The organism is Pseudonocardia sp. UM4_GMWB1 (assembly GCF_017312155.1).
Taxonomy (GTDB): domain Bacteria; phylum Actinomycetota; class Actinomycetes; order Mycobacteriales; family Pseudonocardiaceae; genus Pseudonocardia; species Pseudonocardia alni.
The window spans coordinates 2,080,310-2,100,723 of the sequence record NZ_QJPN01000001.1 but is presented as its reverse complement, the minus strand read 5'-3'; the positions used below and the strand labels follow the sequence as shown (position 1 = coordinate 2,100,723).

The window sequence follows — 20,414 nt, the reverse complement described above, 5'->3', positions numbered from 1 at the left end:
GGACACGGCCCCGGGAGGACGTCCTGTCCTCCCGGGGCCGAGGTCGTCTACAAGTGCCGCAGGAATGCGTCCGGGTCGGCGAGGAACCCCCGCGTCAGCACGACCGGGAGCGCCTCGTCGTACCCGACGCGGCGGACCGCGCCGTCGTCGCCGATCTCCAGGATCGTCGCCCCGGGCAGCGCGAGCAGCACCGGCGAGTGGGTGGCGACGACGAACTGGCTGCCCCGCTCGGTCAGGTCGGTCATCCGGGCGAGCACGGCCAGGGCCCCGGTGACCGACAGGGCGGCCTCCGGCTCGTCGAGCAGGTACAGCCCGCGCGGGGAGAACCGGTTCCTCAGCAGCGCAACGAACGACTCGCCGTGGCTGCGCTCGTGCGGCGAGCCCCCGAACGCCGGCGACAGCGGCGGGCCGCCGCCCTCCCGGTCGAGGCGTTCGACCTCGGTCGCCACGTTGTAGTAGGACTCCGCGCGCAGGAAGAAGCTGGTCCGTTCCCGCCCCGGCCGGCGCACCGTCCGCAGGTGCGTCCCGAGGTCGGACTCGCTGGCCCGGGTCGCGAACCGGAACGACGCCGAGCCGCCCTCCGCGTTGAGCCCGAGCGCGACGGCGAGCGCCTCCAGCAGGGTGGACTTACCGGACCCGTTCTCCCCGACCAGGAACGTGACGCCCGGGTAGAGCGCGAGGCCGCCGTGCGCGCGCAGCCACCGCACGACGCCGAGGTCGAACGGGTAGCCGTCGGCGGGCGCGTCGGGGTCGAGGGTCACACGGGCGACGAAGTGCCCGGCGCTCACAGGTTCTCGATGTCCACCGGCTCGATGCCCTCCTCCGGGGGCAGCGCGAACCCGAACACCCGGGAGTAGAACGCGAGCTCGGCGTCGAGGGCCCGGCGGATGTTCGCGGCCTGCCGGAAGCCGTGCTGCTCCCCGGCGAACAGCAGGTAGGCGACCGGCACCCCGCGCCCGCGCAGCGCGTCGACGATCATCTCCGACTGGTTGGGCGGGACGATCGCGTCCTCGTCGCCCTGGAGCACGATCAGCGGGGTGCGGAAGCGCTCCACGTGGGTGAGCGGGGAGCGCTCGGTGTACACCGCCTCCGCCGCGGGCCACGGCCCGACCAGGCCGTCGAGGTAGCGAGACTCGAACTTGTGGGTGTCGCGGGCGAGCGCGGCCAGGTCGGCGACGCCGAAGTGGTCGGCCCCGGCGGAGAACGGGGTGTCGTCACGGGCGAGGGCGGCCAGGGTGGTGAACCCGCCCGCCGAGCCGCCGCGGATCGCCATCCGGGCCGGGTCGACGCGGCCGGTGTCGGCGAGCGTGCGGGCCGCGGCGAGGCAGTCGGCGACGTCGACGACCCCCCAGGCACCCTTCAGCTGCTCGCGGTAGGCGCGGCCGTAGCCGGTGGAGCCGCCGTAGTCGACGTCGACGACGCCGAACCCGCGGCTGGTCCAGTACTGCACGGCGACCGAGAGGACCGGGGTCGCGGAGCCGGTCGGCCCGCCGTGGATGACGACGAGCAGCGGCGGCAGCTCGCCCTCGGGGGCGTCGTGACCGGCCGGCGGCGGGTAGAACAGCGCGTAGCCGGTGCGCGGGCTGCCCGCGGCGTCCGAGGACAGGAACGTGATCGGCTCGGGAACCGACACGGTCTCCGGGTGCAGGCCGAGGTCGCGCGGGGCGCGCAGGGTCTGCACCCCGGCCGCGCCGGGCTCCCCCGCACCGTCCGGGGCGGGCACGACGCGGTGCACGCCCGGCTCGGCCGTGGGCGACCCGGCGACGCAGACCACGGCGTAGGGCCCGTCGGCGCGCACCGAGCCGATCGCGGTGAACGGGGTGTCCAGCTCGATGATCCGGCCGTCGAGCTCACGCACGACCAGCGCGTCGAAGCCGCGCGAGGAGCGGGCGAACACGACGCGGCCGTCGTCGAGGACGGCGTAGCGCGAGCCGCCGAGCGACCAGCCGGGGACACCGATCTCGGCGTCGATCCGCACCAGGGTCTCGATGTCGTGGCCGGGCAGCCAGCGGTAGAGGTTCCACCAGCCGGTCCGGTCGCTGATGAACGTCAGCGACCCGTCGGACTGCCACTGCGGCTCGGTGACCGACTCCCCCGGCCCGCCCGCGACGACGGTGTCCACCCCGGACGCCAGGTCGCGGACGGTGAGCTCGACGTCGTCCCACGGCATCGACGGGTGGTTCCAGGACAGCCAGGCCAGCGTGCCGCCGTCCGGGGAGATCCGCGGCGCGGCGACGAAGTCCGGGCCGCCGACCAGCACCTCCGGCTCCGACGGGGCGCGGGCGTCGAGCCGCACGATCTCGTTGACGACCTCGGCGGCCGGGGTGTGCGCGGCGTGGTGGCGCTCGCGGACCACGACCATCCAGGTGCCGTCGGGGGCGACGTCGCCGTCGGCGTGGCGGTCGCCGCGGGGCACCGCGGGCTCCGGGGTGAGCGCGACCGGGGCGGCGCCGCGGTCGAGCCGGTACAGGCGCTGGTCGGCCCACTCGACGTACCAGACGACGCCGGGGCTGCCGGCGTGCAGCCACCACGCGCCGCCGCCGTACTCGTGGACCGCCGAGCGGGCGTTCGCGCCCTCGGGCAGCAGATCGGTGCGCGAGCCCGCGGCGTCGCCGCCGGTACGGCGCACCAGCTGGGTCCGGCCGCCCTCCGCGGCGCGGCCCTCGGCCCAGACCACGCCGGTGTCCTCGGTGCCGGGCGCACCGTCGGGGCGGACCTCCCCGAGCCGCACCGCGGCCGTCACCACCACTTCGGACGTGACCGGTGTCGGCCACGACCCGTACCCGGAGATCGTCACGGCGCCCACGGTAGTCATCGCCGGGCCGCCGTGCCCGTAGGTCGATGCATCCGAGCGCTGCGATCGGCGCCGTCTATGCCTCGGCCAGCCGTAGCGTCGCCCGGGCCCGGGCGAGCACCGGTGCGTCGACCATCTCCCCGCCGAACCGGAAGACGCCGGGGTGCCGCTCCGCCTCGGCGAGCAGGGCGCGGGCGTGCTCGGTCTCGGCGTCGCCGGGCCGGAACCCGCGGCGCACGACCTCCACCTGCGACGGGTGGATGCACACCTTCGCCGCGAACCCCGCGTCCGCCGCGTCGGCGGTGTCGGTGAGCAGGGTGTCGGTGTCGGCGATGTCGGTGAGCACGGTGTCGACCGGGGCCGGGCCCGCGGCGCGGGCTGCGTAGAGGATCCGGGTGCGGGCCTCGGTGAGGGCCGGGCCGTAACCGCCGCCGGCCGCGCGCCCGGTGCGCCCGCCCAGGTCGGCGAGCAGGTCCTCGCTGCCCCACATCAGGCCTGCGCAGTTCGACGCCCGGGCGATCGACGGCGCCTCCAGCACTCCGTGCGCGGTCTCGCACAGCGCGATCACCGGGTGCGGGGCCAGCGCCTCCACCGCGGCGGCGCTCGTCGCCATCGGCAGCATCAGCGTGAGGTCGGGGTAGGCGGCCAGCGCGGCGACGTCGCCGTCGTGGGCGGGGGCGCCGGGCGCGTTGACCCGCACGACCACCCGGGTGCGGTCCAGCTCCGCCAGCGCGGCGACGACGGAGTCCCGGGCGCCGTCCTTGTCGTCCGGGCCGACGGCGTCCTCCAGGTCGAGGATGACGGCGTCGGCGGCGGCGAGCGCCTTGGCGAACCGATCGGGCCGGTTGCCGGGGCAGAACAGCAGGGCGGGCCCGTGGTCGAGCGGGCTGGCGGCGGTGTCCACGGGTGGGCCCTCCGGTCGGTCGGCGCGTCTGACCCGACCAGGATCTCCGGTGCGGCCGTGACCGGCTCACCGGGGCCGGACCTCAGCGCCGCACCGCGGCCGCCTCCCGCAGCAGCCGGACCGCGACCGGCAGCGCCCCGGGCCGCAGGACCGGCGCCAGCCCGACGATCCCGCGCATCCCGGTCCACCAGCGGACCTGCCCGTCGGTGCGGAGCACACCGACCGCCGGCGCCCGGCACCCGGCGACGGCGGCCGGCAGGTTCGGGTAGATCTCTGCCAGCCGCGGCTCGTGGCAGGACCGCGCACGGACCCGGACGGTCACGCAGCCCGGCAGCTCCCGTGCGATCCGCGAGCACGGCGCGCAGGCCGCGTCGTGCACCACCACCAGCTCCCGGATCCGCGTGCGCGCCACGGCGCCATCATCGCCTGCCGTCAGCGACCGAGCACCGCCGCGGCCAGCGCGCCGGGGTGCGACAGCATCGGGTGGTGCCCGCCGGGGACCATCTCGGGCACGACGCCGCGCAGCCGCCGGGCGAGCATCGTCCGGACGAACGCGGCCGGGAACAGCTTGTCCTCGCGGCACAGCAGATACCGGGTCGGCACGTCCGGCCAGGCCGCACGCGGCCACGGCTGGGTCCACGGCGTCGTGGACTGGTCGCGCTCGTGACGCAGTGCCTCGTTCGCCACCGACTCGTCGACGTCGTGGTAGAAGAGCCCGACGACGTCGTCGGGGTCGCGCCCGTCGCGGGCGTCCTGCTCCGCGAGCGCCGCCCCGGCGCCGGTCGCGTCGCCCCACTGCGCCGCGGACTCGCCCGGCAGCGGCACCATCGCCGTCACCAGGACGAGCCCACGCACCGCGACCCGGTCGCACACCAGCGGTGCGCTGAACCCGCCGAAGGAGTGCGCGACGACCACGAGGTCGTCGGCACCGCCGACCGCGGCCACGACGGCGTCGGCATAGGTCTCTAGCCCGGCGGCGTCGTCGTCGCAGGGCAGCTCGACCGGCACCGCGCGGTGGCCGCGCCGGGTCAGCTCCCGTTCCAGCGGACGCCAGTACCAGGTGTCGGTCCCCGCCCCGGGGACGAGCGCGAAGGTCGTCATACCGGTGAGGACCGCCCACCGGGGGCGTTCTCATCGCCTACCGTCGAGGGCGGAACCGAGGAGGCCCGATGACCGACCCGACCCACCTGCCCGCCGTCCCCGACCCGGAACCGGCCCTGCCCGACCCTGCCGTCCCCGAGCCGGTCGAGCCCGTCACCGACTACACCGACGACGGCGTCCCCACGTTCTCCTACGTGCGCGACCGCATCGAGGGCCGCGCCGCCACCGCGGCGGCCGCCCAGGAGCTCGCGGGCGGCGACGCGCGCGCCGCGGAGGCGGAGGACGCGTTCGCCGAGCGCGAGCGCAAGGCCGCCGACCGGCTCGCCGAGATCCGCCGGTCGATCGAGCGCTGAGCGACCCGTCGCACCCCCGGCACGGTCCCCGCACCCCGTGCGGCGGGTGCGCCGCCCGCCGCCGGGGCGCGCCGGCACGCTCAGCTCCCGGAGCGCCGGAAGATCTTGTCCCCCAGCCACACCAGCGGGTCGTACTTGCGGTCCACCGCGCGCTCCTTGAGCGGGATGAGCGCGTTGCCGGTGATCTTGATGTGCTCGGGGCACACCTCGGTGCAGCACTTGGTGATGTTGCAGAACCCCAGCCCGTGCTCCTCCTGGGCCTCGACGGCGCGGTTGCCGTGCGCGTCGAGCGGGTGCATGTCCAGCTCCGCCATCCGCATCAGGTAGCGCGGCCCGGCGAACGCCTCCTTGTTCTCCTCGTGGTCGCGGACCACGTGGCAGGTGTTCTGGCACAGGTAGCACTCGATGCACTTGCGGAACTCCTGGCTCCGCTCGACGTCGACCTGCGCCATCCGGTACTCGCCCGGAGCCACGCCCTCGGGCGGGGTGAAGCTGGGGATCTCGCGGGCCTTGGTGTAGTTGAACGACACGTCGGTCACGAGGTCGCGGATGACCGGGAAGCTGCGCAGCGGCGTGACGGTGACGATCTCCTCGTCGTCGAAGGTGTTCATCCGCGTCATGCACATCAGCCGCGGCCGGCCGTTGATCTCCGCCGAGCACGAGCCGCACTTGCCCGCCTTGCAGTTCCACCGCACGGCCAGGTCGCCGGCCTCGGTGGCCTGCAGCCGGTGGATGACGTCGAGGACGACCTCGCCCTCGTTCACCTCCACCGGGTAGTCGACCAGCTCGCCCTTGGTGTCGTCGCCGCGCCAGACGCGGAAGTGGTGCAGGTGACTGCTCACTGGTTCCCCTCCGCGGAGTCGGCACGGTGACCGCCCAGCTCGTCTCCGGTGTAGTACTTCTTCAGCTCGTCGGACTCGAACAGGTCGAACAGGTCCGACCGCATCGGGAGCTGCTCCTGACGGGTCAGCTCGACGTCGTCCTCGCCGATCGCCCGGCACACCAGCAGCAGGTGCCGCCAGTCCGAGTCCATGACCGGGAAGTCGTCGCGGGTGTGCCCGCCCCGGGACTCCTGGCGCTCCAGCGCCGCCTTCCCGGTGCAGAGCGCGACGAGCAGCATGTTGCGCAGGTCCAGGGCCAGGTGCCAGCCCGGGTTGAACCGGCGGTGCCCCTCCACCGAGACCGTCCGGGTGCGGGTGGCGATGTCCTCGAGCTTCTTCAGCGCGAGCTCCATCTCGTCGCCCTTGCGGATGATCCCGACGAGCTCGTGCATCGTCTTCTGCAACTCCTGCTGCACGACGAACGGGTTCTCCCCGCCCGCGGTCGCGCTGGAGAACGGCAGCATCGCCCGCTCCAACGCGGCGGCGACGTCGGACTCGGCCACGGCGGGCCGGCCGGTGTCGGCGTGCTGCGCGGCGTGCAGCCCGGCGCGACGCCCGAACACCAGCAGGTCCGACAGCGAGTTGCCGCCGAGCCGGTTGGAGCCGTGCATGCCGCCCGCGACCTCGCCCGCAGCGAACAGGCCGGGGACCTTCGACATCGCGGTGTCCGGCTCGACCTCCACCCCGCCCATCACGTAGTGACAGGTCGGGCCGACCTCCATCGGCTCCTTGGTGATGTCGACGTCGGCCAGCTCCTTGAACTGGTGGTGCATCGACGGCAGCCGCTTGAGGATCTCCTCGGGCTTCAGCCGGGTCGACACGTCGAGGAACACCCCGCCGTGCTCGGTCCCGCGCCCGGCCTTGACCTCGGAGTTGATCGCCCGGGCCACCTCGTCGCGGGGCAGCAGCTCCGGCGGGCGCCGGTTGTTGTCCGGGTCGGTGTACCAGCGGTCGCCCTCCTCCTCGGAGGTGGCGTACTGCTCCTTGAACACGTCCGGCACGTACTCGAACATGAACCGCTTGCCGTCGGTGTTGCGCAGCACGCCGCCGTCGCCGCGGACCGACTCGGTGACCAGCAGCCCGCGCACCGACGGCGGCCACACCATGCCCGTTGGGTGGAACTGCAGGAACTCCATGTTGATCAGCGTCGCGCCGGCGCGCAGGGCCAGCGCGTGGCCGTCGCCGGTGTACTCCCAGGAGTTCGACGTGACCGAGTAGCTCTTCCCGACCCCGCCGGTGGCGAGCACGATCGCGGGCGCGTCGAAGCGCACGAACCGGCCGTCGCCGCGGAAGTAGCCGAAGCAGCCCGAGATCGCGCCGTCGGTGGTGAACAGCTCGGTGATCGTGCACTCGTGGAAGACCCGGATGCGGGACTCGGCGTCACCGGTCTCGGCGAGGTCCTCCTGCTGCAGCGAGACCACCTTCTGCTGCAGGGTGCGGATCAGCTCCAGGCCGGTCCGGTCGCCGACGTGCGCCAGCCGCGGGTAGGTGTGCCCGCCGAAGTTGCGCTGGCTGATCTTTCCGTCCTTCGTGCGGTCGAACAGCGCCCCGTAGGTCTCCAGCTCCCAGACCCGGTCCGGGGCCTCCTTGGCGTGCAGCTCGGCCATCCGCCAGTTGTTGAGGAACTTCCCGCCGCGCATGGTGTCGCGGTAGTGGACCTGCCAGTTGTCGTTCGGGTTGGCGTTGCCCATCGACGCCGCGCAGCCGCCCTCGGCCATCACGGTGTGCGCCTTGCCGAACAGCGACTTGGAGATGATCGCCGTCCGCTTGCCCTGCAGCCGCGCCTCGATCGCCGCCCGCAGACCGGCACCGCCGGCCCCGATGACGACGACGTCGTAGTCGTGCCGCTCGATCTGTTCGTCCATCTCGGTGCTCACCCCACGATCCGCAGGTCGCTGATCCAGCCGGCGGAGACGGCCATGACGTAGAAGTCGGTGACGGCGAGGCTCACCAGCGTCGCCCACGCGAACTGGTTGTGCCGCGTGTTCAGCTTCGAGACCTGGGTCCACAGCTTGTAGCGGACCGGGTGCTTCGAGAAGTGGTTGAGCCGCCCGCCGACGGCGCTGCGGCACGAGTGGCACGAGAGCGTGTAGCCGAACAGCAGCACCACGTTCACGACCAGGATGATGTTGCCCAGCCCCAGGCCGAACCCGCCGCCGGGTTTGGCGAAGGCCAGCACCGCGTCGTAGGCGTTGATCAGCGTGATGATCCCGGCGATGTAGAAGAAGTAGCGGTGCGCGTTCTGCAGGATCAGCGGGAAGCGCGTCTCACCGGTGTAGCGGCGGTGCGGCTCGGCGACCGCGCAGGCCGGCGGGGAGAGCCAGAACGCCCGGTAGTAGGCCTTGCGGTAGTAGTAGCAGGTCAGCCGGAACAGCAGCAGGAACGGCAGGGAGACCGCCGCGTAGGGCAGCCACCACACGTCGGGCAGGAACCGGCCGAAGTGCGAGGCCTCCTCCACGCAGCCCATCGAGACGCAGGGCGAGTAGAACGGCGTCAGATAGCCGTACTCGGCGACGAAGTAGTGGTCCTGCATGAAGGCCCGCACCGTGGCGTAGGCGACCCAGGCGACGAACGCGACGAAGGTCGCGAGCGGTGGGAGCCACCATCGGTCGGTGCGCAGCGTGCGTGCAGCGATGGTTGCCCGGCCCGAGCCGGCCCGGCCGCCGGTGTCAGTGGTGGATGACACGCGCGGGAGCTCCTGTCGTCTCACCGGCACCATGACCCGGTGCGGGCCCGGACACAGCGCCGTGTCCAACTCGTCACCACGCGGGGGCGCGGGACCGCCAGAGAATACGACGCGGATCACATGTGATCTACGTCGGTGCCCGATTCGGTCCCGGATGGAGATGTGGCTCACAGCGGCCGGGGTCACACCGTCTGTGATCCGATCGATGCCTCCGCGGAACGGCCGCGGTGGTCTCATGAACAGTCGACCCGGCCGATCCCGGGCATCCCCGGTCCGTGACCGGCCGCCGGCGCCCTGCCGGTCGCCGAGAGGAGAACGAGCAGCACCGATGCACCCCACCCTCGAACCCATCCACCAGCGCGTCCTGGACCGCAACCCGGGCGAGACCGAGTTCCACCAGGCCGTCCACGAGGTGCTGGAGAGCATCGGCCCGGCTGTGGACAAGCACCCGGAGTACGCCGAGGCGCGGATCGTCGAGCGGATCTGCGAGCCCGAGCGGCAGATCATCTTCCGGGTGCCGTGGGAGGACGACGACGGGGACATCCACATCAACCGGGGCTTCCGGGTGGAGTTCAACAGCGCGCTGGGCCCGTTCAAGGGCGGTCTGCGGTTCCACCCGACCGTGCTGCTCGGGACGGTCAAGTTCCTCGGCTTCGAACAGATCTTCAAGAACGCCCTGACCGGGCTGCCGATCGGCGGCGGCAAGGGCGGATCGGACTTCGACCCGCGGGGGCGCTCCGATCGCGAGATCATGCGCTTCTGCCAGAGCTTCATGACCGAGCTCTACCGCCACCTCGGTGAGTACACCGATGTCCCCGCCGGGGACATGGGTGTCGGCGGCCGCGAGCTCGGCTACCTGTTCGGCCAGTACAAGCGCATCACCAACCGCTACGAGTCCGGTGTGCTGACCGGGAAGGCGCTGGCCTTCGGCGGTGCGCAGGTCCGGCGCGAGGCCACCGGCTACGGCAGCGCGTTCTTCGCCCGTCGCGCCCTGGAGGTCCGCGGGGACTCGCTGGAGGGCAAGGACGTCGTGGTGTCCGGCTCGGGCAACGTCGCGCTCTACACCGTGGAGAAGGTCCACCAGCTCGGCGGCCGGGTCGTCGCGGTGTCGGACTCCGACGGCGTCGTGCACGACCCCCAGGGGGTGGACCTGGAACTGCTCAAGGACATCAAGGAGGTCCGGCGCGAGCGGCTGCACGTCTACACCGACAAGATCGGGCGCGCCGAGTTCTCCACCGACCGCTCCATCTGGGACGTGCCCTGCCAGGTCGCGCTGCCCTCGGCGACCCAGAACGAGCTCGACGCCGACGGCGCCCGCGCCCTGCTGCGCTCGGGATGCCTGTTCGTCGGTGAGGGCGCGAACATGCCGACGACCCCGGACGCGGTGGAGGTGCTGCGCGAGGGGGGCGCGATCTTCGCCCCGGGCAAGGCCGCGAACGCCGGCGGTGTCGCGGCGTCGGCGCTGGAGATGCAGCAGAACGCCTCGCGCGACTCGTGGAGCTTCGAGTACTCGGAGAACCGGCTGAGCGAGATCATGACCGACATCCACGACCGCTGCCACGCCACCGCCGAGGAGTACGGACGACCGGGCGACTACGTCGCCGGGGCGAACATCGCGGGCTACGCCCGGGTCGCCGACGCGATGCTGGCGCTCGGCCTGGTCTGAGCGACCGGCTCGCCGACGACAACGGGGCCCGGTCACCACTGCGGTGGTGACCGGGCCCCGGCCGTCGTCGCGGGTCCGCTACTTCTTGCGGCCGCCCACCGTGGCCGCGAGGTAGTCGCGGTTCAGCTGGGAGATCACGTCGAGCGGGATCTCCTTCGGGCAGGCGGTGGCGCAGGCGCCGGTGTTGGTGCAGCCGCCGAACCCGGCGGCCTCGTGCTCCTCCACCATGCTGACGACGCGCTCGTAGCGCTCCGGCTGGCCCTGCGGCAGCTCACCCAGGTGGGTCAGCTTCGCGCCCAGGAACAGCGACGCCGACCCGTTCGGGCAGGCCGCGACGCAGGCACCGCAGCCGATGCAGTTCGCCGCGGCGAACGAGCGGTCCGCGGCGACCTTCGGCACGGCGTTGGAGTTGGCCTCCGGCGCCGACCCGGTGTTCACCGAGACGTAGCCGCCGGCCTGGATCATCTTGTCGAACGCGGCGCGGTCGACGACGAGGTCCTTGATGACCGGGAAGGAGCCCGAACGGAACGGCTCGATGACGATGGTGTCGCCGTCGGAGTAGTGCCGCATGTGCAGCTGGCAGGTGGTGGTCGCCCGCTGCGGGCCGTGCGGCCGGCCGTCGATGACCATGCTGCACGAGCCGCAGATGCCCTCGCGGCAGTCGTGGTCGAACGCGACCGGCTCGTCGCCGGAGAGGATCAGCTTCTCGTTGAGCACGTCGAGCATCTCGAGGAACGACATGTCCTCGTCGGCGTCGACGGTGTAGTTCACCAGGCGACCCTTGTCGACCGCGTCGCGCTGGCGCCAGACCTTCAGATTGAGCTTCACGGGGTCCTCGCCTTACTTGTAGCTGCGCTGGGTCGGGTGCACGTACTCGAACGTGAGCTCCTCCTTGTGCAGGACCGGAGCCTGCCCGCGGCCGGTGTACTCCCAGGCCGAGGTGAAGGAGAAGTTCTCGTCGTCGCGCTGCGCCTCGCCGTCCTCGGTCTGGCTCTCCCCGCGGAAGTGACCGCCGCAGGACTCGCGACGCACGAGCGCGTCGAGACACATGAGCTCGCCGAGCTCGAGGAAGTCGGCCACCCGGCCGGCCTTCTCCAGGCTCTGGTTGAGCTCCGCGCCGGTACCCGGCACCTTGACGTTGTTCCAGAACTCGCGACGGAGCTCGGGGATGCGGTCCAGCGCCTTGCGCAGACCCTCCTCGGTGCGCTCCATCCCGCAGTAGTCCCACATGATCTGGCCCAGCTCGCGGTGGAACGAGTCCACCGTGCGGGTGCCGTTGATCGACAGGAACTGGTCGATCCGGTCGGTGACCGACTGCACGGCCTCGACGACCTCGGGCGCGTCGTCCGGGACGGCGTCGAGCTCGTTCTTGGCCAGGTAGTCGCCGATCGTGACCGGGAGGACGAAGTAGCCGTCGGCCAGGCCCTGCATCAGCGCGGAGGCGCCGAGCCGGTTCGCGCCGTGGTCGGAGAAGTTGGCCTCGCCCGCCACGTAGAGACCCGGGACGGTCGACTGCAGGTCGTAGTCGACCCAGAGGCCACCCATCGTGTAGTGCACGGCGGGGAAGATCCGCATCGGGACCTCGTACGGGTTCTCACCCGTGATCCGCTCGTACATCTCGAACAGGTTGCCGTACTTGTTCTCGACGGCCTTGCGGCCGAGCCGCTGGATGGCGTCGTCGAAGTCCAGGTACACGCCCAGGCCCGACGGTCCGACGCCGCGCTTCTCGTCGCAGACCTCCTTGGCGGCCCGGGACGCGATGTCGCGGGGCACCAGGTTGCCGAACGCCGGGTACTTGCGCTCAAGGAAGTAGTCGCGCTCGTCGTGCGGGATCTCGTTCGGCCCGCGGTCGTCGCCGAGCTTCTTCGGGACCCAGACGCGGCCGTCGTTGCGCAGCGACTCCGACATCAGGGTCAGCTTCGACTGATGGTCGCCGGAGACCGGGATGCAGGTCGGGTGGATCTGGGTGAAGCAGGGGTTCGCGAACAGCGCGCCCTTGCGGTGCGCCCGCCACCCGGCGGTCACGTTGCAGCCCTTGGCGTTCGTCGACAGGTAGAAGACGTTGCCGTAGCCGCCGGAGGCGAGCACGACCGCGTCGGCGGTGTGCACCTCGATCTCGCCGGAGACCATGTCGCGCGCGACGATGCCGCGGGCGCGCCCCTCGACCACGATCAGCTCGAGCATCTCGTGCCGGGCGTACATCTCGACGGTGCCGGCCTTCACCTGGCGCTCCAGCGCCTGGTAGGCGCCGATCAGCAGCTGCTGGCCGGTCTGGCCGCGGGCGTAGAAGGTGCGGGAGACCTGCACGCCGCCGAACGAGCGGTTGTCGAGCAGACCGGCGTAGTCGCGGGCGAACGGGACACCCTGGGCGACGCACTGGTCGATGATCTGGCGGGAGATCTCGGCGAGCCGGTGGACGTTGGACTCCCGCGCACGGAAGTCGCCGCCCTTCACGGTGTCGTAGAACAGCCGGTACACGCTGTCGCCGTCGTTGCGGTAGTTCTTCGCCGCGTTGATGCCGCCCTGCGCGGCGATCGAGTGCGCGCGCCGCGGGCTGTCCTGGTAGCAGAACGTCTTGACGTGGTAGCCGGCTTCGCCGAGCGTCGCGCTCGCGGAGCCGCCGGCCAGGCCGGAACCCACGACGATGATCTTCTTCGAGCGCTTGTTCGCCGGGTTGACCAGCTTGACGCCGAACCGGCGGCGCTCCCAGCGGGTCTCGATGGCACCCGAGGGGACCGCCTTGTCGACGACCGGCTCACCGGTCGCGTAGTCGGCGTAGGAAACGTGGTGGGACGAGGCGTCAGTGCTGTCAGTCATGGGATCAGACCACTCCGAACGTGACGGCGAGGGGCACCGAGATGAAGCCGAGGGTCAGCACGGCGGCGAAGACCGTCGACACCACCTTGATGGTGCGCTCACGGCTGTTCGACGACCACCCGAGCGTCTGGATGCCCGAGAAGATGCCGTGCTGGACGTGGAAGCCCAGCGCGACCACCGCGAGGACGTAGAACAGGGTGACGTACCAGCGGGCGAGGGTGAAGTCGGCCGCGAGGTTGTCGGCCACCGCGAGGTGCACGCCGTTCGGGTTCAGCGTGCCCGCGGTGAGGTCGAGCAGGTGGTAGACCACGAACAGCGCGATGATCACGCCACCCCAGCGCATGGTGCGGGCCGCGTAGCTGCCCTTGACCTGGTAGGAGCCGCCCGCGTACTTGATCGGGCGGGCCCTGCGCGCACGCAGGGCGAGCATCGTCGCCGACCAGATGTGGGCGACCACCGCGACGACCAGCACCACGCGGACGATCCAGAGCATGCCCGAGTAGGGCAGCGCCGGTTCCAGGATGGTGCGCAGCCAGGCCGCGTAGTGATCGATCGCCTCGGGGCCGAAGAAGATCTTCAGGTTCCCGATCATGTGCAGCGTGACGTAGCCGAGCAGCACGACGCCGCTCACCGCCATCACGAACTTCAGCAGCGCACTGGGCGTGCGCGGGCGCCGGGGTGCGGCGGGCTCGGCTCCGCCGCCGGCCCGGGACTTCTCGGACATCGTGACCACGTCCTCCAGTGGACATACCAACGGGTAAGGCAGTCCAATGCATGAAACGGTCTCCGCTCATAGCCGTAAGCTATGCACGTGACACTTCAGCAGCTCATGTACTTCGTCGCCGTGGCGAACGTGCGCAGCTTCACTCGGGCGGCCGACCAGGTGGGGGTCGCCCAGCCGACCCTGAGCCGCGCGCTGCGGGCGCTGGAGGACGAGCTGGGCTCCCCGCTGATCAACCGCGGGTCGGCCGTCACGCTGACCCCGGCCGGTGAGGCGGTGCTGCCACTGGCACGCAGGATGCTCGCCGATTCCGACATGGTCCGCACGACGGTGGCCGAGATGGTCGGCCTGCGCAGCGGCCGGGTGCGGGTCGGGGCGACGCCGTCGCTGTGCATCGGCGTGCTGTCCGACGTGCTGCGGGTCTTCCACGCCCGGCACCCCGAGATCGCCGTCGAGCTCGCCGAGGACGGCTCGCAGCCGCTGGAGGCGGCGCTGGTGCAGGGGGAGCTGGACGTCGCGCTGGTGATCGTGCCCCCCGACGGGGTGGACCCGACCCTGCACACCGCTCCCCTGCTGCGCGAACGGCTCTCGGTCGCCTCGCCGCGGGCGCGCAGGCCGCTGACCCCGCGCGGGTCGATGACGGTGACCGAGCTCGCCCGGCACGATCTGGTGATGGTGCGCCAGGGCTACGACCTGCGGGAGGTGACCCTGCGGGCCTACGCCGTCGCCGGGGTCACGCCGCGGATCGCCGTCGAGGGCGGTCAGATGGACGCGGTGCTGCGCATGGTCGAGGCCGGCACCGGGGTGGCGGTGGTGCCGGACCTGACGTTCATCGGGCGGCCGCGGCTGCGGCGCACGGTGCTCAACCCGGCGATCCACCGCACGGTGGCGCTGGCGCGGCGGTCCGACATCGCCCCCACCCCGGCCGTCATCGCCTTCGCGGACACGCTGCTGGAGCACATGTCCGACACCTCGGCGTCGCTGCGGGAGGGCATGACCGACGTCCAGGTGCTGCACCGGCACCGGACCGGCCGGGAGCTGCTCGGCTGAGGGCCGGGGTCAGTCGGGCACCGGGAACAGCGGGGCGTGGCCCCCGGGGCCCTCCGGCGGCGGGTGCGGGTCGAGCACCCGCAGGTGCTCGCACGTCCCGGTCACCTGCAGGACCCGGCGGACCTGGCGCGCCGCGCCGCAGTACAGCTCCAGCACCACCCCGGCCGCGGCGGCGTCGCGGTGGCAGTCCAGCAGCGCCGCGATCCCGGCCGAGCCGAGGAAGCCGACCGCGGACAGGTCCAGCACGACCCGCGGGGCCGCGGAGAACCAGGCGCCCACCTGCTCGGCCAGGAACGGCGCGGTCGCGACGTCGACGTCGCCGACGGCGTGCAGCGCCACCGGCCCCGACGGGTGCGGCACCGCCTCCAGGGCCAGACCGCCGCCCTCCGCGGTCGCGGCGGACAGGCCGGGCACTCCTCCCGGGCCGTCCGTCGGATCGGTCATCACCGGCCGCCTCCCGCGGGGCGCCGCGCCACCGCCGGGGCCAGAGTGCCAGTACCGCACACCGATCGCCCGATGACGGCGGCGTCGTCGCCCCGTCGACGCGCGGCACGCCGCCGGTCTTCCTACGCTCGGCGGGTGGCCCATCACGATCTCGCAATCGTCGGCACCGGATCCGGGAACATGATCGTCGACGACCGCTTCGACGGTCTCGATGTCGCCCACGTCGAGGCGACCCGGTTCGGCGGGACCTGCCTCAACGTCGGCTGCATCCCGACCAAGATGCTCGCCTACACCGCCGAGGTCGCCGAGACCGTGCGGGCGGCGTCGTCCTACGGCGTGGACGCCCGGATCGACCGGATCCGCTGGAGCGACATCCGCGACCGGGTCTTCGCCCGGCTCGACCCGATCGGCGACGAGGGCCGCGACCACCGCCGACACGACGGCACCGTCTACGACGGCGTGGCCCGCTTCACCGGGCCGCGCGCGATGACCGTGGACCTGGGCGACGGCGGCACCGCGGAGTTCACCGCGGACCGGATCGTGCTCGCCGTCGGGGGACGGCCGGTGGTCCCGCCACCGGTCGCGGACTCGGGCGTCCCGTTCCACACCTCCGACACGATCATGCGGATCGACGAGCTGCCCGAGCACCTGGCGATCATCGGAGGCGGCTACATCGCGGCCGAGTTCGCGCACGTGTTCGGCGGGCTGGGCTGCGCGGTCACGATCATCGAGAGCGCCGACACACTGCTCGGCGGGATGGACGAGACCGTCGTGGAGCGGTTCACCGACGCCGCCCGCGAGCGCTTCACCGTCCACACCGGCCGGACGGTGGAGAAGGTCACCGGCGGCGAGGGCGACGTGCGGCTGCACCTCGACGACGGCACGGAGGTCCGGGCCGACCGGCTGCTCGTCGCGGCCGGGCGCCGTCCGAACTCCGACCGGCTCGGCCTGGACCACGCCGGGGTCGACACCGACGACGCCGGCCGCGTCGTCGTCGACGCCCACGGCCGCACCACCGCCGACGGGGTGTGGGCGCTGGGCGACATCTCGACCCCGCACCCGCTCAAGCACGTCGCGAACCACGAGGCCGAGGTCGTCGGGCACAACCTCGCCCACCCCGACGACCTGCGCGAGGTCGACCACCGGTTCGTGCCGGCCGCGGTGTTCACCACCCCGCAGATCGGCTCCGTGGGGCGCACCGAGCAGCAGTGCCGCGAGGAGGACCTGGAGTTCCGGGTCGGGCTCCACGAGTACGCCGATGTCGCCTTCGGCTGGGCGCTGGAGGAGCAGCGCGGGTTCTGCAAGGTCCTCGTCGCCCCCGACGGCACGCTGCTGGGGGCGCACCTGCTCGGCCCGCAGGCGTCGACGATGGTCCAGCAGCTGGTGCAGGCGATGGCGCTGGGCGTGACCGCGGAGCGGCTCGCCGACGTCCAGTACTGGATCCACCCCGCCCTGACCGAGGTGCTGGAGAACGCGCTGCGCGGCGCCGTCGAGGAGGACTAGGTGTACTGACCGGAGACGTTGGTCGAACTCGTGTGACGACACGATCTAGCTGATCTTGAAGGGTGAGGACCTCCTGCGGAGGGTGTGGAGCTGTCGAAGGCACCCGCACCCACAACCACAGGAGGTCCTCGTGGTCCACGCTAACGCTCCACTGTCCGAACGCGGCCGACTGCGCCTGGCGCGTCTGATCGTCGAGGGCGACGTGCCGATCGCTGCGGCCGCTGCCCGGTTCCAGGTGGCCTGGCCGACCGCGAAACGCTGGGCCGACCGCTACCGCCTCGACGGCCCGGCCGGCATGGCCGATCGCTCCAGCCGGCCGCACCACTCGCCGCGGGCGACGCCGGCACCGGTGGTGCGCCGGATCGTGCACCTGCGCTGGAAGAAGCGCCTGGGCCCGGTCCAGATCGCCGACCGGGTCGGTGTCGCTGCCTCGACCGTGCACCGGGTGCTGGTGCGGTGTCGGATCAACCGCCTCGCCCATGTCGACCGCGCCACCGGAGAACCGGTGCGTCGCTACGAACACCCCGCCCCCGGGGATCTGCTGCACGTGGATGTGAAGAAGCTGGGCAACATCCCCGACGGCGGCGGCTGGCGCTATGTCGGGCGCGCCCAGGGAGACCGCAACCGGGCCGCGACCCCTGGGAAACTTCGCAACGCCCACCACCAGGCGAAGATGGGCACGGCGTTCGTGCACACCGTGCTCGACGACCACTCCCGCCTGGCCTACGCCGAGATCCACGACGACGAGACCGCCGCCACCGCGATCGCTGTGCTGCGCCGCGCGGTGGCCTGGTTCTCCGCCCGCGGGGTCACCACCCGCCGAGTCCTGTCCGACAACGGCTCGGCCTACCGCTCCCACGCCTGGCGCGACACCTGCCACGCGCTGCGGATCACCCCGAAACGCACCCGTCCCTACCGCCCACAGACCAACGGAAAGATCGAACGGTTCCACCGCACTCTCGCCGACGGCTGGGCCTTCGCCCGGCTCTACACCGGCGAGTCGCAACGCCGAAAGGCGCTACCCGGGTGGCTGCACGAGTACAACCACCACAGGCCCCACACCGCCATCGGTGGTCTCCCACCGATCAGCAGGTTGACCAACCTGTCCGGGCAGTACAACTAGGCGCGCCGCTCGGCCAGCTCGGTGACCACGGCCAGCCCGACCACCACGGCGAGCACGACCAGCCCGATCACGATGGCGGGCAGCGCGTGCCCGGCGACGAGCGCGACCGCCGCGGCCGCGGCCAGCACGGCCGCGGCGGCGTAGCGCGACCACCCGACCGTCCCGGTGCGGCCCTGCAGGTAGAGCTTGTTGCCCACGAGGTAGAGCAGCGGACCGCCGACCGAGGTCAGCACCAGGGCCGGGGTGTTCTCCGGGTGCGTGAGGTGCAGGTCGATCGCGACCGCGAACAGCACCGCGCCGGCCACCATCAGGCCGTGTGCGTAGGCGAACGCGGCCCGCGCCGCGCGGGTCGACCCGTCGCCGGAGGCCGCCCGGGTGCCGTGTCCGGCGAGCGCGAAGTAGGACCACCACAGCGCGACCAGGCCGGCGAACCCGAGCAGGGTGATCACCACCGCGTAGGGGGTCACGACCTCCATCTCCGACAGCGTGAAACCCATGATCAGGATCGACTCGCCGAGCGCGATGATGAACACCAGCCGATTGCGCTCGGCGAGGTGCTCCACGTCGGTCGGCCACTCCTCCATCGGGGTGCGGCCGAGCCCCGGCACCCGGAACTCGAACCGCGGGCCCGCCATGTCGACGGCGACGGCGACGGCCCAGACCACGAGCCGCGCCACCGGCGGGAGGAACGCGCCGAGGACCATCAGCACCGACGCGGCCGTGCTCCACACCAGCAGGTTGCGGTAGTTGCGGGCCATGACGTGCCCGCGCATGGTCACGACGAGGAACAGCGGGCGGCCGATCTGGGCGGCGGCGAAGCACAGCGCGAACAGCAGGCCCGAGTCGCCGAACGCGCCCGGCAGCGCCAGGGCCATCCCGAGTGCCGCGAGCATCAGCCCGGCGTTGAGCATCCGGACCGACGGCCGGGCCGGGTCCAGGTAGTTCATCGCCCAGGCCGAGTAGTTCCACAGCCACCAGACCGCGGCGAACAGGACCGCCGTCTCCAGCGCCCCGACCGGGGTCAGGTGGTACAGCAGCGTGTGCGAGACCTGGACGATCGCGAACACGTAGACGAGGTCGAAGAACAGCTCGATCGGGGCGACCTCGGAGTCGCCCGCCCGGCGCAGCACCCGTGGCCGGGTGTCCGGTGTGGTGTCCGGTGTGGTCATCGGTGGGTCCTTCCCCGTGTCGGCGCAGCCGAAGGGTAGTGCGGCGCGCAACGATGGCCGGTGTGAACCTCGGTCTGCGCGCGATGCGCCCCCGCGACCCGGACGAGCCCCACCGGGCGGCCAGTCCGCTGGAGCTGTTCTTCGACCTGGTGTTCGTGGTGGCGGTGTCGCTGTCGTCGGCCGCGCTGCACCACTCGGAGTCCGGCGGGCACATCGGTGCCGGGGTCGGGTCGTACCTGCTGGTGTTCTTCGGCATCTGGTGGGCCTGGATGAACTTCACCTGGTTCGCCTCGGCCTTCGACGTCGACGACTGGCTCTACCGCGTCACCACCCTGGTGCAGATGGCGGGGGCGCTGGTCCTGGCCGCGGGGACCCCGTCGGCGATGGCCGGTGAGGGCTACGGCGTGCTCGTCGCGGGCTACGTGGTGATGCGCCTGGCGATGGTCACGCAGTGGCTGCGGGCGGCCCGCTCGCACCGGGAGCTGCGGGTCACGGCGCTGCGCTACGCGGGCGGCATCGTCGTCGTCCAGCTGCTGTGGATCACCTGGGTGCTCGTGGACCCGCACCCGGTGGGGTTCGTCGTGCTGGCGCTGGCCGAGCTGGCGGTCCCGGTGGTCGCCGAGCGGGCGCGGACGACACCGTGGCACCCGCACCACATCGCCGAGCGCTACAGCCTGTTCACCCTGATCCTGCTGGGCGAGTCGGTCCTGGCGTCGACGACGGCGGTGGTCGACGCGCTGTCCTCCGCCGAGCACCTGGGCCCGCTGCTGCTGCTCTCGGCGTGCGGGCTCGTGCTGGCGGCGGGCATGTGGTGGGTCTACTTCGCCCGCGACCAGCACGAGCACCTGCGGGCCATGCCACGGGCGCTGGTGCACGGCTACGGCCACTACCTCGTCTTCGCCGCGGCCGGGGCGTTCTCGGCGGGCATCGAGGTGGCCGTCGACGTCGACACCACCGCGACCGGGCTGTCCGCCGCCGCGGCCGGGGCGACGCTGACCGTGCCAGTCGCGCTGTTCGTCCTCGGGGTGTGGGCGCTCGCGCTGCGCCCCACGCTCACCGCCGGGCGCAGCGCCGCCGTCGTCGTGCTGGCGGGGCTGCTGGGACTGTCGGCGTTCGCTCCGGTCGTCGCCGCGGTGGTGATGGTGGCGGTGGTCGTGACCGTCGAGACGGCACCCGCCCGGAACACCGTCGCCGCGTGACGG

Annotated in this window: 19 protein-coding genes; 6 read left to right on the top strand and 13 right to left on the bottom strand. The window is 72.3% G+C overall.

Annotated elements, in window-relative coordinates; all coding sequences use genetic code 11:
• Positions 1-47: 47 nt before the first annotated feature.
• The 5 genes from DMP15_RS10230 to DMP15_RS10210 all read right to left on the bottom strand — a co-directional run bounded on the left by DMP15_RS10230 (position 48) and on the right by DMP15_RS10210 (position 4,799).
• Positions 48-788: an AAA family ATPase gene (locus tag DMP15_RS10230; RefSeq protein WP_337825761.1), complete on the bottom strand. Its 741-nt coding sequence runs from the start codon at positions 786-788 to the stop codon at positions 48-50.
• Entirely contained in the window at positions 785-2,797 is a 2,013-nt protein-coding gene (locus DMP15_RS10225) for a dipeptidyl-peptidase 5 (protein WP_337825760.1), read from the bottom strand. Before DMP15_RS10225 ends, DMP15_RS10230 begins: the two co-directional genes overlap by 4 nt.
• Before the next feature lie 73 nt (positions 2,798-2,870).
• Positions 2,871-3,698: an aldolase/citrate lyase family protein gene (locus tag DMP15_RS10220; RefSeq protein ID WP_161151589.1), complete on the bottom strand. Its 828-nt coding sequence runs from the start codon at positions 3,696-3,698 to the stop codon at positions 2,871-2,873.
• An 82-nt stretch (positions 3,699-3,780) separates the two neighbouring features.
• Positions 3,781-4,110 carry a hypothetical protein gene (locus tag DMP15_RS10215; protein ID WP_073577418.1) on the bottom strand — a complete coding sequence of 110 codons (330 nt, stop codon included), beginning with the start codon at positions 4,108-4,110 and terminating at the stop codon, positions 3,781-3,783.
• A gap of 20 nt (positions 4,111-4,130) precedes the next feature.
• Entirely contained in the window at positions 4,131-4,799 is a 669-nt protein-coding gene (locus DMP15_RS10210; protein WP_161151590.1) for an alpha/beta fold hydrolase, read from the bottom strand.
• A gap of 68 nt (positions 4,800-4,867) precedes the next feature.
• On the opposite strand from DMP15_RS10210, the gene DMP15_RS10205 reads away from it, so the two are divergent.
• Positions 4,868-5,152, top strand: coding sequence for a hypothetical protein (locus DMP15_RS10205; protein ID WP_337825759.1), 285 nt, complete (start codon positions 4,868-4,870; stop codon positions 5,150-5,152).
• Positions 5,153-5,232: 80 nt separating this feature from the next.
• Here the strand turns inward: DMP15_RS10205 and DMP15_RS10200 are convergent, their stop codons facing one another.
• The 3 genes from DMP15_RS10200 to DMP15_RS10190 are packed head-to-tail and all read right to left on the bottom strand — an operon-like array spanning position 5,233 to position 8,719.
• On the bottom strand, positions 5,233-5,994 hold the full coding sequence (locus DMP15_RS10200) for a succinate dehydrogenase/fumarate reductase iron-sulfur subunit (protein WP_337825758.1): 762 nt from the start codon (positions 5,992-5,994) through the stop codon (positions 5,233-5,235).
• Positions 5,991-7,898 carry a fumarate reductase/succinate dehydrogenase flavoprotein subunit gene (locus DMP15_RS10195; RefSeq protein WP_073577480.1) on the bottom strand — a complete coding sequence of 636 codons (1,908 nt, stop codon included), beginning with the start codon at positions 7,896-7,898 and terminating at the stop codon, positions 5,991-5,993. The genes DMP15_RS10200 and DMP15_RS10195 overlap by 4 nt, the downstream gene beginning before the upstream one ends.
• 8 nt (positions 7,899-7,906) lie before the next feature.
• Positions 7,907-8,719 (bottom strand): hypothetical protein, encoded by an 813-nt coding sequence (locus DMP15_RS10190; RefSeq protein WP_161152220.1) that lies wholly within the window; start codon positions 8,717-8,719, stop codon positions 7,907-7,909.
• A 328-nt stretch (positions 8,720-9,047) separates the two neighbouring features.
• Here DMP15_RS10190 and gdhA point away from each other — a divergent pair, with 328 nt between their 5' ends.
• On the top strand, positions 9,048-10,385 hold the full coding sequence (gene gdhA / locus DMP15_RS10185) for an NADP-specific glutamate dehydrogenase (protein ID WP_161152219.1): 1,338 nt from the start codon (positions 9,048-9,050) through the stop codon (positions 10,383-10,385).
• Between the two features lie 78 nt (positions 10,386-10,463).
• Here gdhA and DMP15_RS10180 read toward each other — a convergent pair whose 3' ends face one another.
• From DMP15_RS10180 to DMP15_RS10170, 3 genes are read right to left on the bottom strand one after another with little or no spacing between them, the layout of a single operon-like run.
• On the bottom strand, positions 10,464-11,213 hold the full coding sequence (locus tag DMP15_RS10180) for a succinate dehydrogenase/fumarate reductase iron-sulfur subunit (RefSeq protein ID WP_062396708.1): 750 nt from the start codon (positions 11,211-11,213) through the stop codon (positions 10,464-10,466).
• A gap of 12 nt (positions 11,214-11,225) precedes the next feature.
• Positions 11,226-13,202: a fumarate reductase/succinate dehydrogenase flavoprotein subunit gene (locus tag DMP15_RS10175; protein WP_139282949.1), complete on the bottom strand. Its 1,977-nt coding sequence runs from the start codon at positions 13,200-13,202 to the stop codon at positions 11,226-11,228.
• A 4-nt stretch (positions 13,203-13,206) separates the two neighbouring features.
• A complete protein-coding gene (locus DMP15_RS10170; RefSeq protein WP_083658973.1) occupies positions 13,207-13,926 on the bottom strand; it encodes a succinate dehydrogenase cytochrome b subunit in 720 nt (239 codons plus the stop codon).
• An 87-nt stretch (positions 13,927-14,013) separates the two neighbouring features.
• On the opposite strand from DMP15_RS10170, the gene DMP15_RS10165 reads away from it, so the two are divergent.
• Positions 14,014-14,973: a LysR family transcriptional regulator gene (locus DMP15_RS10165; RefSeq protein ID WP_337825757.1), complete on the top strand. Its 960-nt coding sequence runs from the start codon at positions 14,014-14,016 to the stop codon at positions 14,971-14,973.
• Between the two features lie 9 nt (positions 14,974-14,982).
• On the opposite strand, the gene DMP15_RS10160 is transcribed toward DMP15_RS10165, so the two are convergent.
• Positions 14,983-15,417, bottom strand: a complete 435-nt coding sequence (locus DMP15_RS10160) for an STAS domain-containing protein (RefSeq protein ID WP_337825756.1) — start codon at positions 15,415-15,417, stop codon at positions 14,983-14,985.
• A gap of 135 nt (positions 15,418-15,552) precedes the next feature.
• On the opposite strand from DMP15_RS10160, the gene DMP15_RS10155 reads away from it, so the two are divergent.
• Entirely contained in the window at positions 15,553-16,920 is a 1,368-nt protein-coding gene (locus tag DMP15_RS10155) for a mycothione reductase (protein ID WP_073577410.1), read from the top strand.
• A 130-nt stretch (positions 16,921-17,050) separates the two neighbouring features.
• Positions 17,051-18,043, top strand: a complete 993-nt coding sequence (locus DMP15_RS10150; protein ID WP_337825755.1) for an IS481 family transposase — start codon at positions 17,051-17,053, stop codon at positions 18,041-18,043.
• On the opposite strand, the gene DMP15_RS10145 is transcribed toward DMP15_RS10150, so the two are convergent.
• Positions 18,040-19,212 carry a low temperature requirement protein A gene (locus tag DMP15_RS10145; protein ID WP_337825754.1) on the bottom strand — a complete coding sequence of 391 codons (1,173 nt, stop codon included), beginning with the start codon at positions 19,210-19,212 and terminating at the stop codon, positions 18,040-18,042. The genes DMP15_RS10150 and DMP15_RS10145 overlap by 4 nt on opposite strands.
• 53 nt (positions 19,213-19,265) lie before the next feature.
• Between DMP15_RS10145 and DMP15_RS10140 the strand changes: the two genes are divergently transcribed.
• Positions 19,266-20,411 carry a low temperature requirement protein A gene (locus tag DMP15_RS10140; RefSeq protein WP_337825753.1) on the top strand — a complete coding sequence of 382 codons (1,146 nt, stop codon included), beginning with the start codon at positions 19,266-19,268 and terminating at the stop codon, positions 20,409-20,411.
• The last annotated feature ends 3 nt before the right edge of the window (positions 20,412-20,414 follow it).

Bases quoted from the DNA above. Each gene is read 5' to 3' on its own strand.
- DMP15_RS10210 (WP_161151590.1), bottom strand. From the start codon at position 4,799: ATGACGACCTTCGCGCTCGTCCCCGGGGCGGGGACCGACACCTGGTAC.
- DMP15_RS10205 (WP_337825759.1), top strand. From the start codon at position 4,868: ATGACCGACCCGACCCACCTGCCCGCCGTCCCCGACCCGGAACCGGCC.
- DMP15_RS10195 (WP_073577480.1), bottom strand. From the start codon at position 7,898: ATGGACGAACAGATCGAGCGGCACGACTACGACGTCGTCGTCATCGGG.
- gdhA (WP_161152219.1), top strand. From the start codon at position 9,048: ATGCACCCCACCCTCGAACCCATCCACCAGCGCGTCCTGGACCGCAAC.
- DMP15_RS10175 (WP_139282949.1), bottom strand. From the start codon at position 13,202: ATGACTGACAGCACTGACGCCTCGTCCCACCACGTTTCCTACGCCGAC.
- DMP15_RS10170 (WP_083658973.1), bottom strand. From the start codon at position 13,926: ATGTCCGAGAAGTCCCGGGCCGGCGGCGGAGCCGAGCCCGCCGCACCC.
- DMP15_RS10160 (WP_337825756.1), bottom strand. From the start codon at position 15,417: ATGACCGATCCGACGGACGGCCCGGGAGGAGTGCCCGGCCTGTCCGCC.
- DMP15_RS10145 (WP_337825754.1), bottom strand. From the start codon at position 19,212: ATGACCACACCGGACACCACACCGGACACCCGGCCACGGGTGCTGCGC.
- DMP15_RS10140 (WP_337825753.1), top strand. From the start codon at position 19,266: ATGGCCGGTGTGAACCTCGGTCTGCGCGCGATGCGCCCCCGCGACCCG.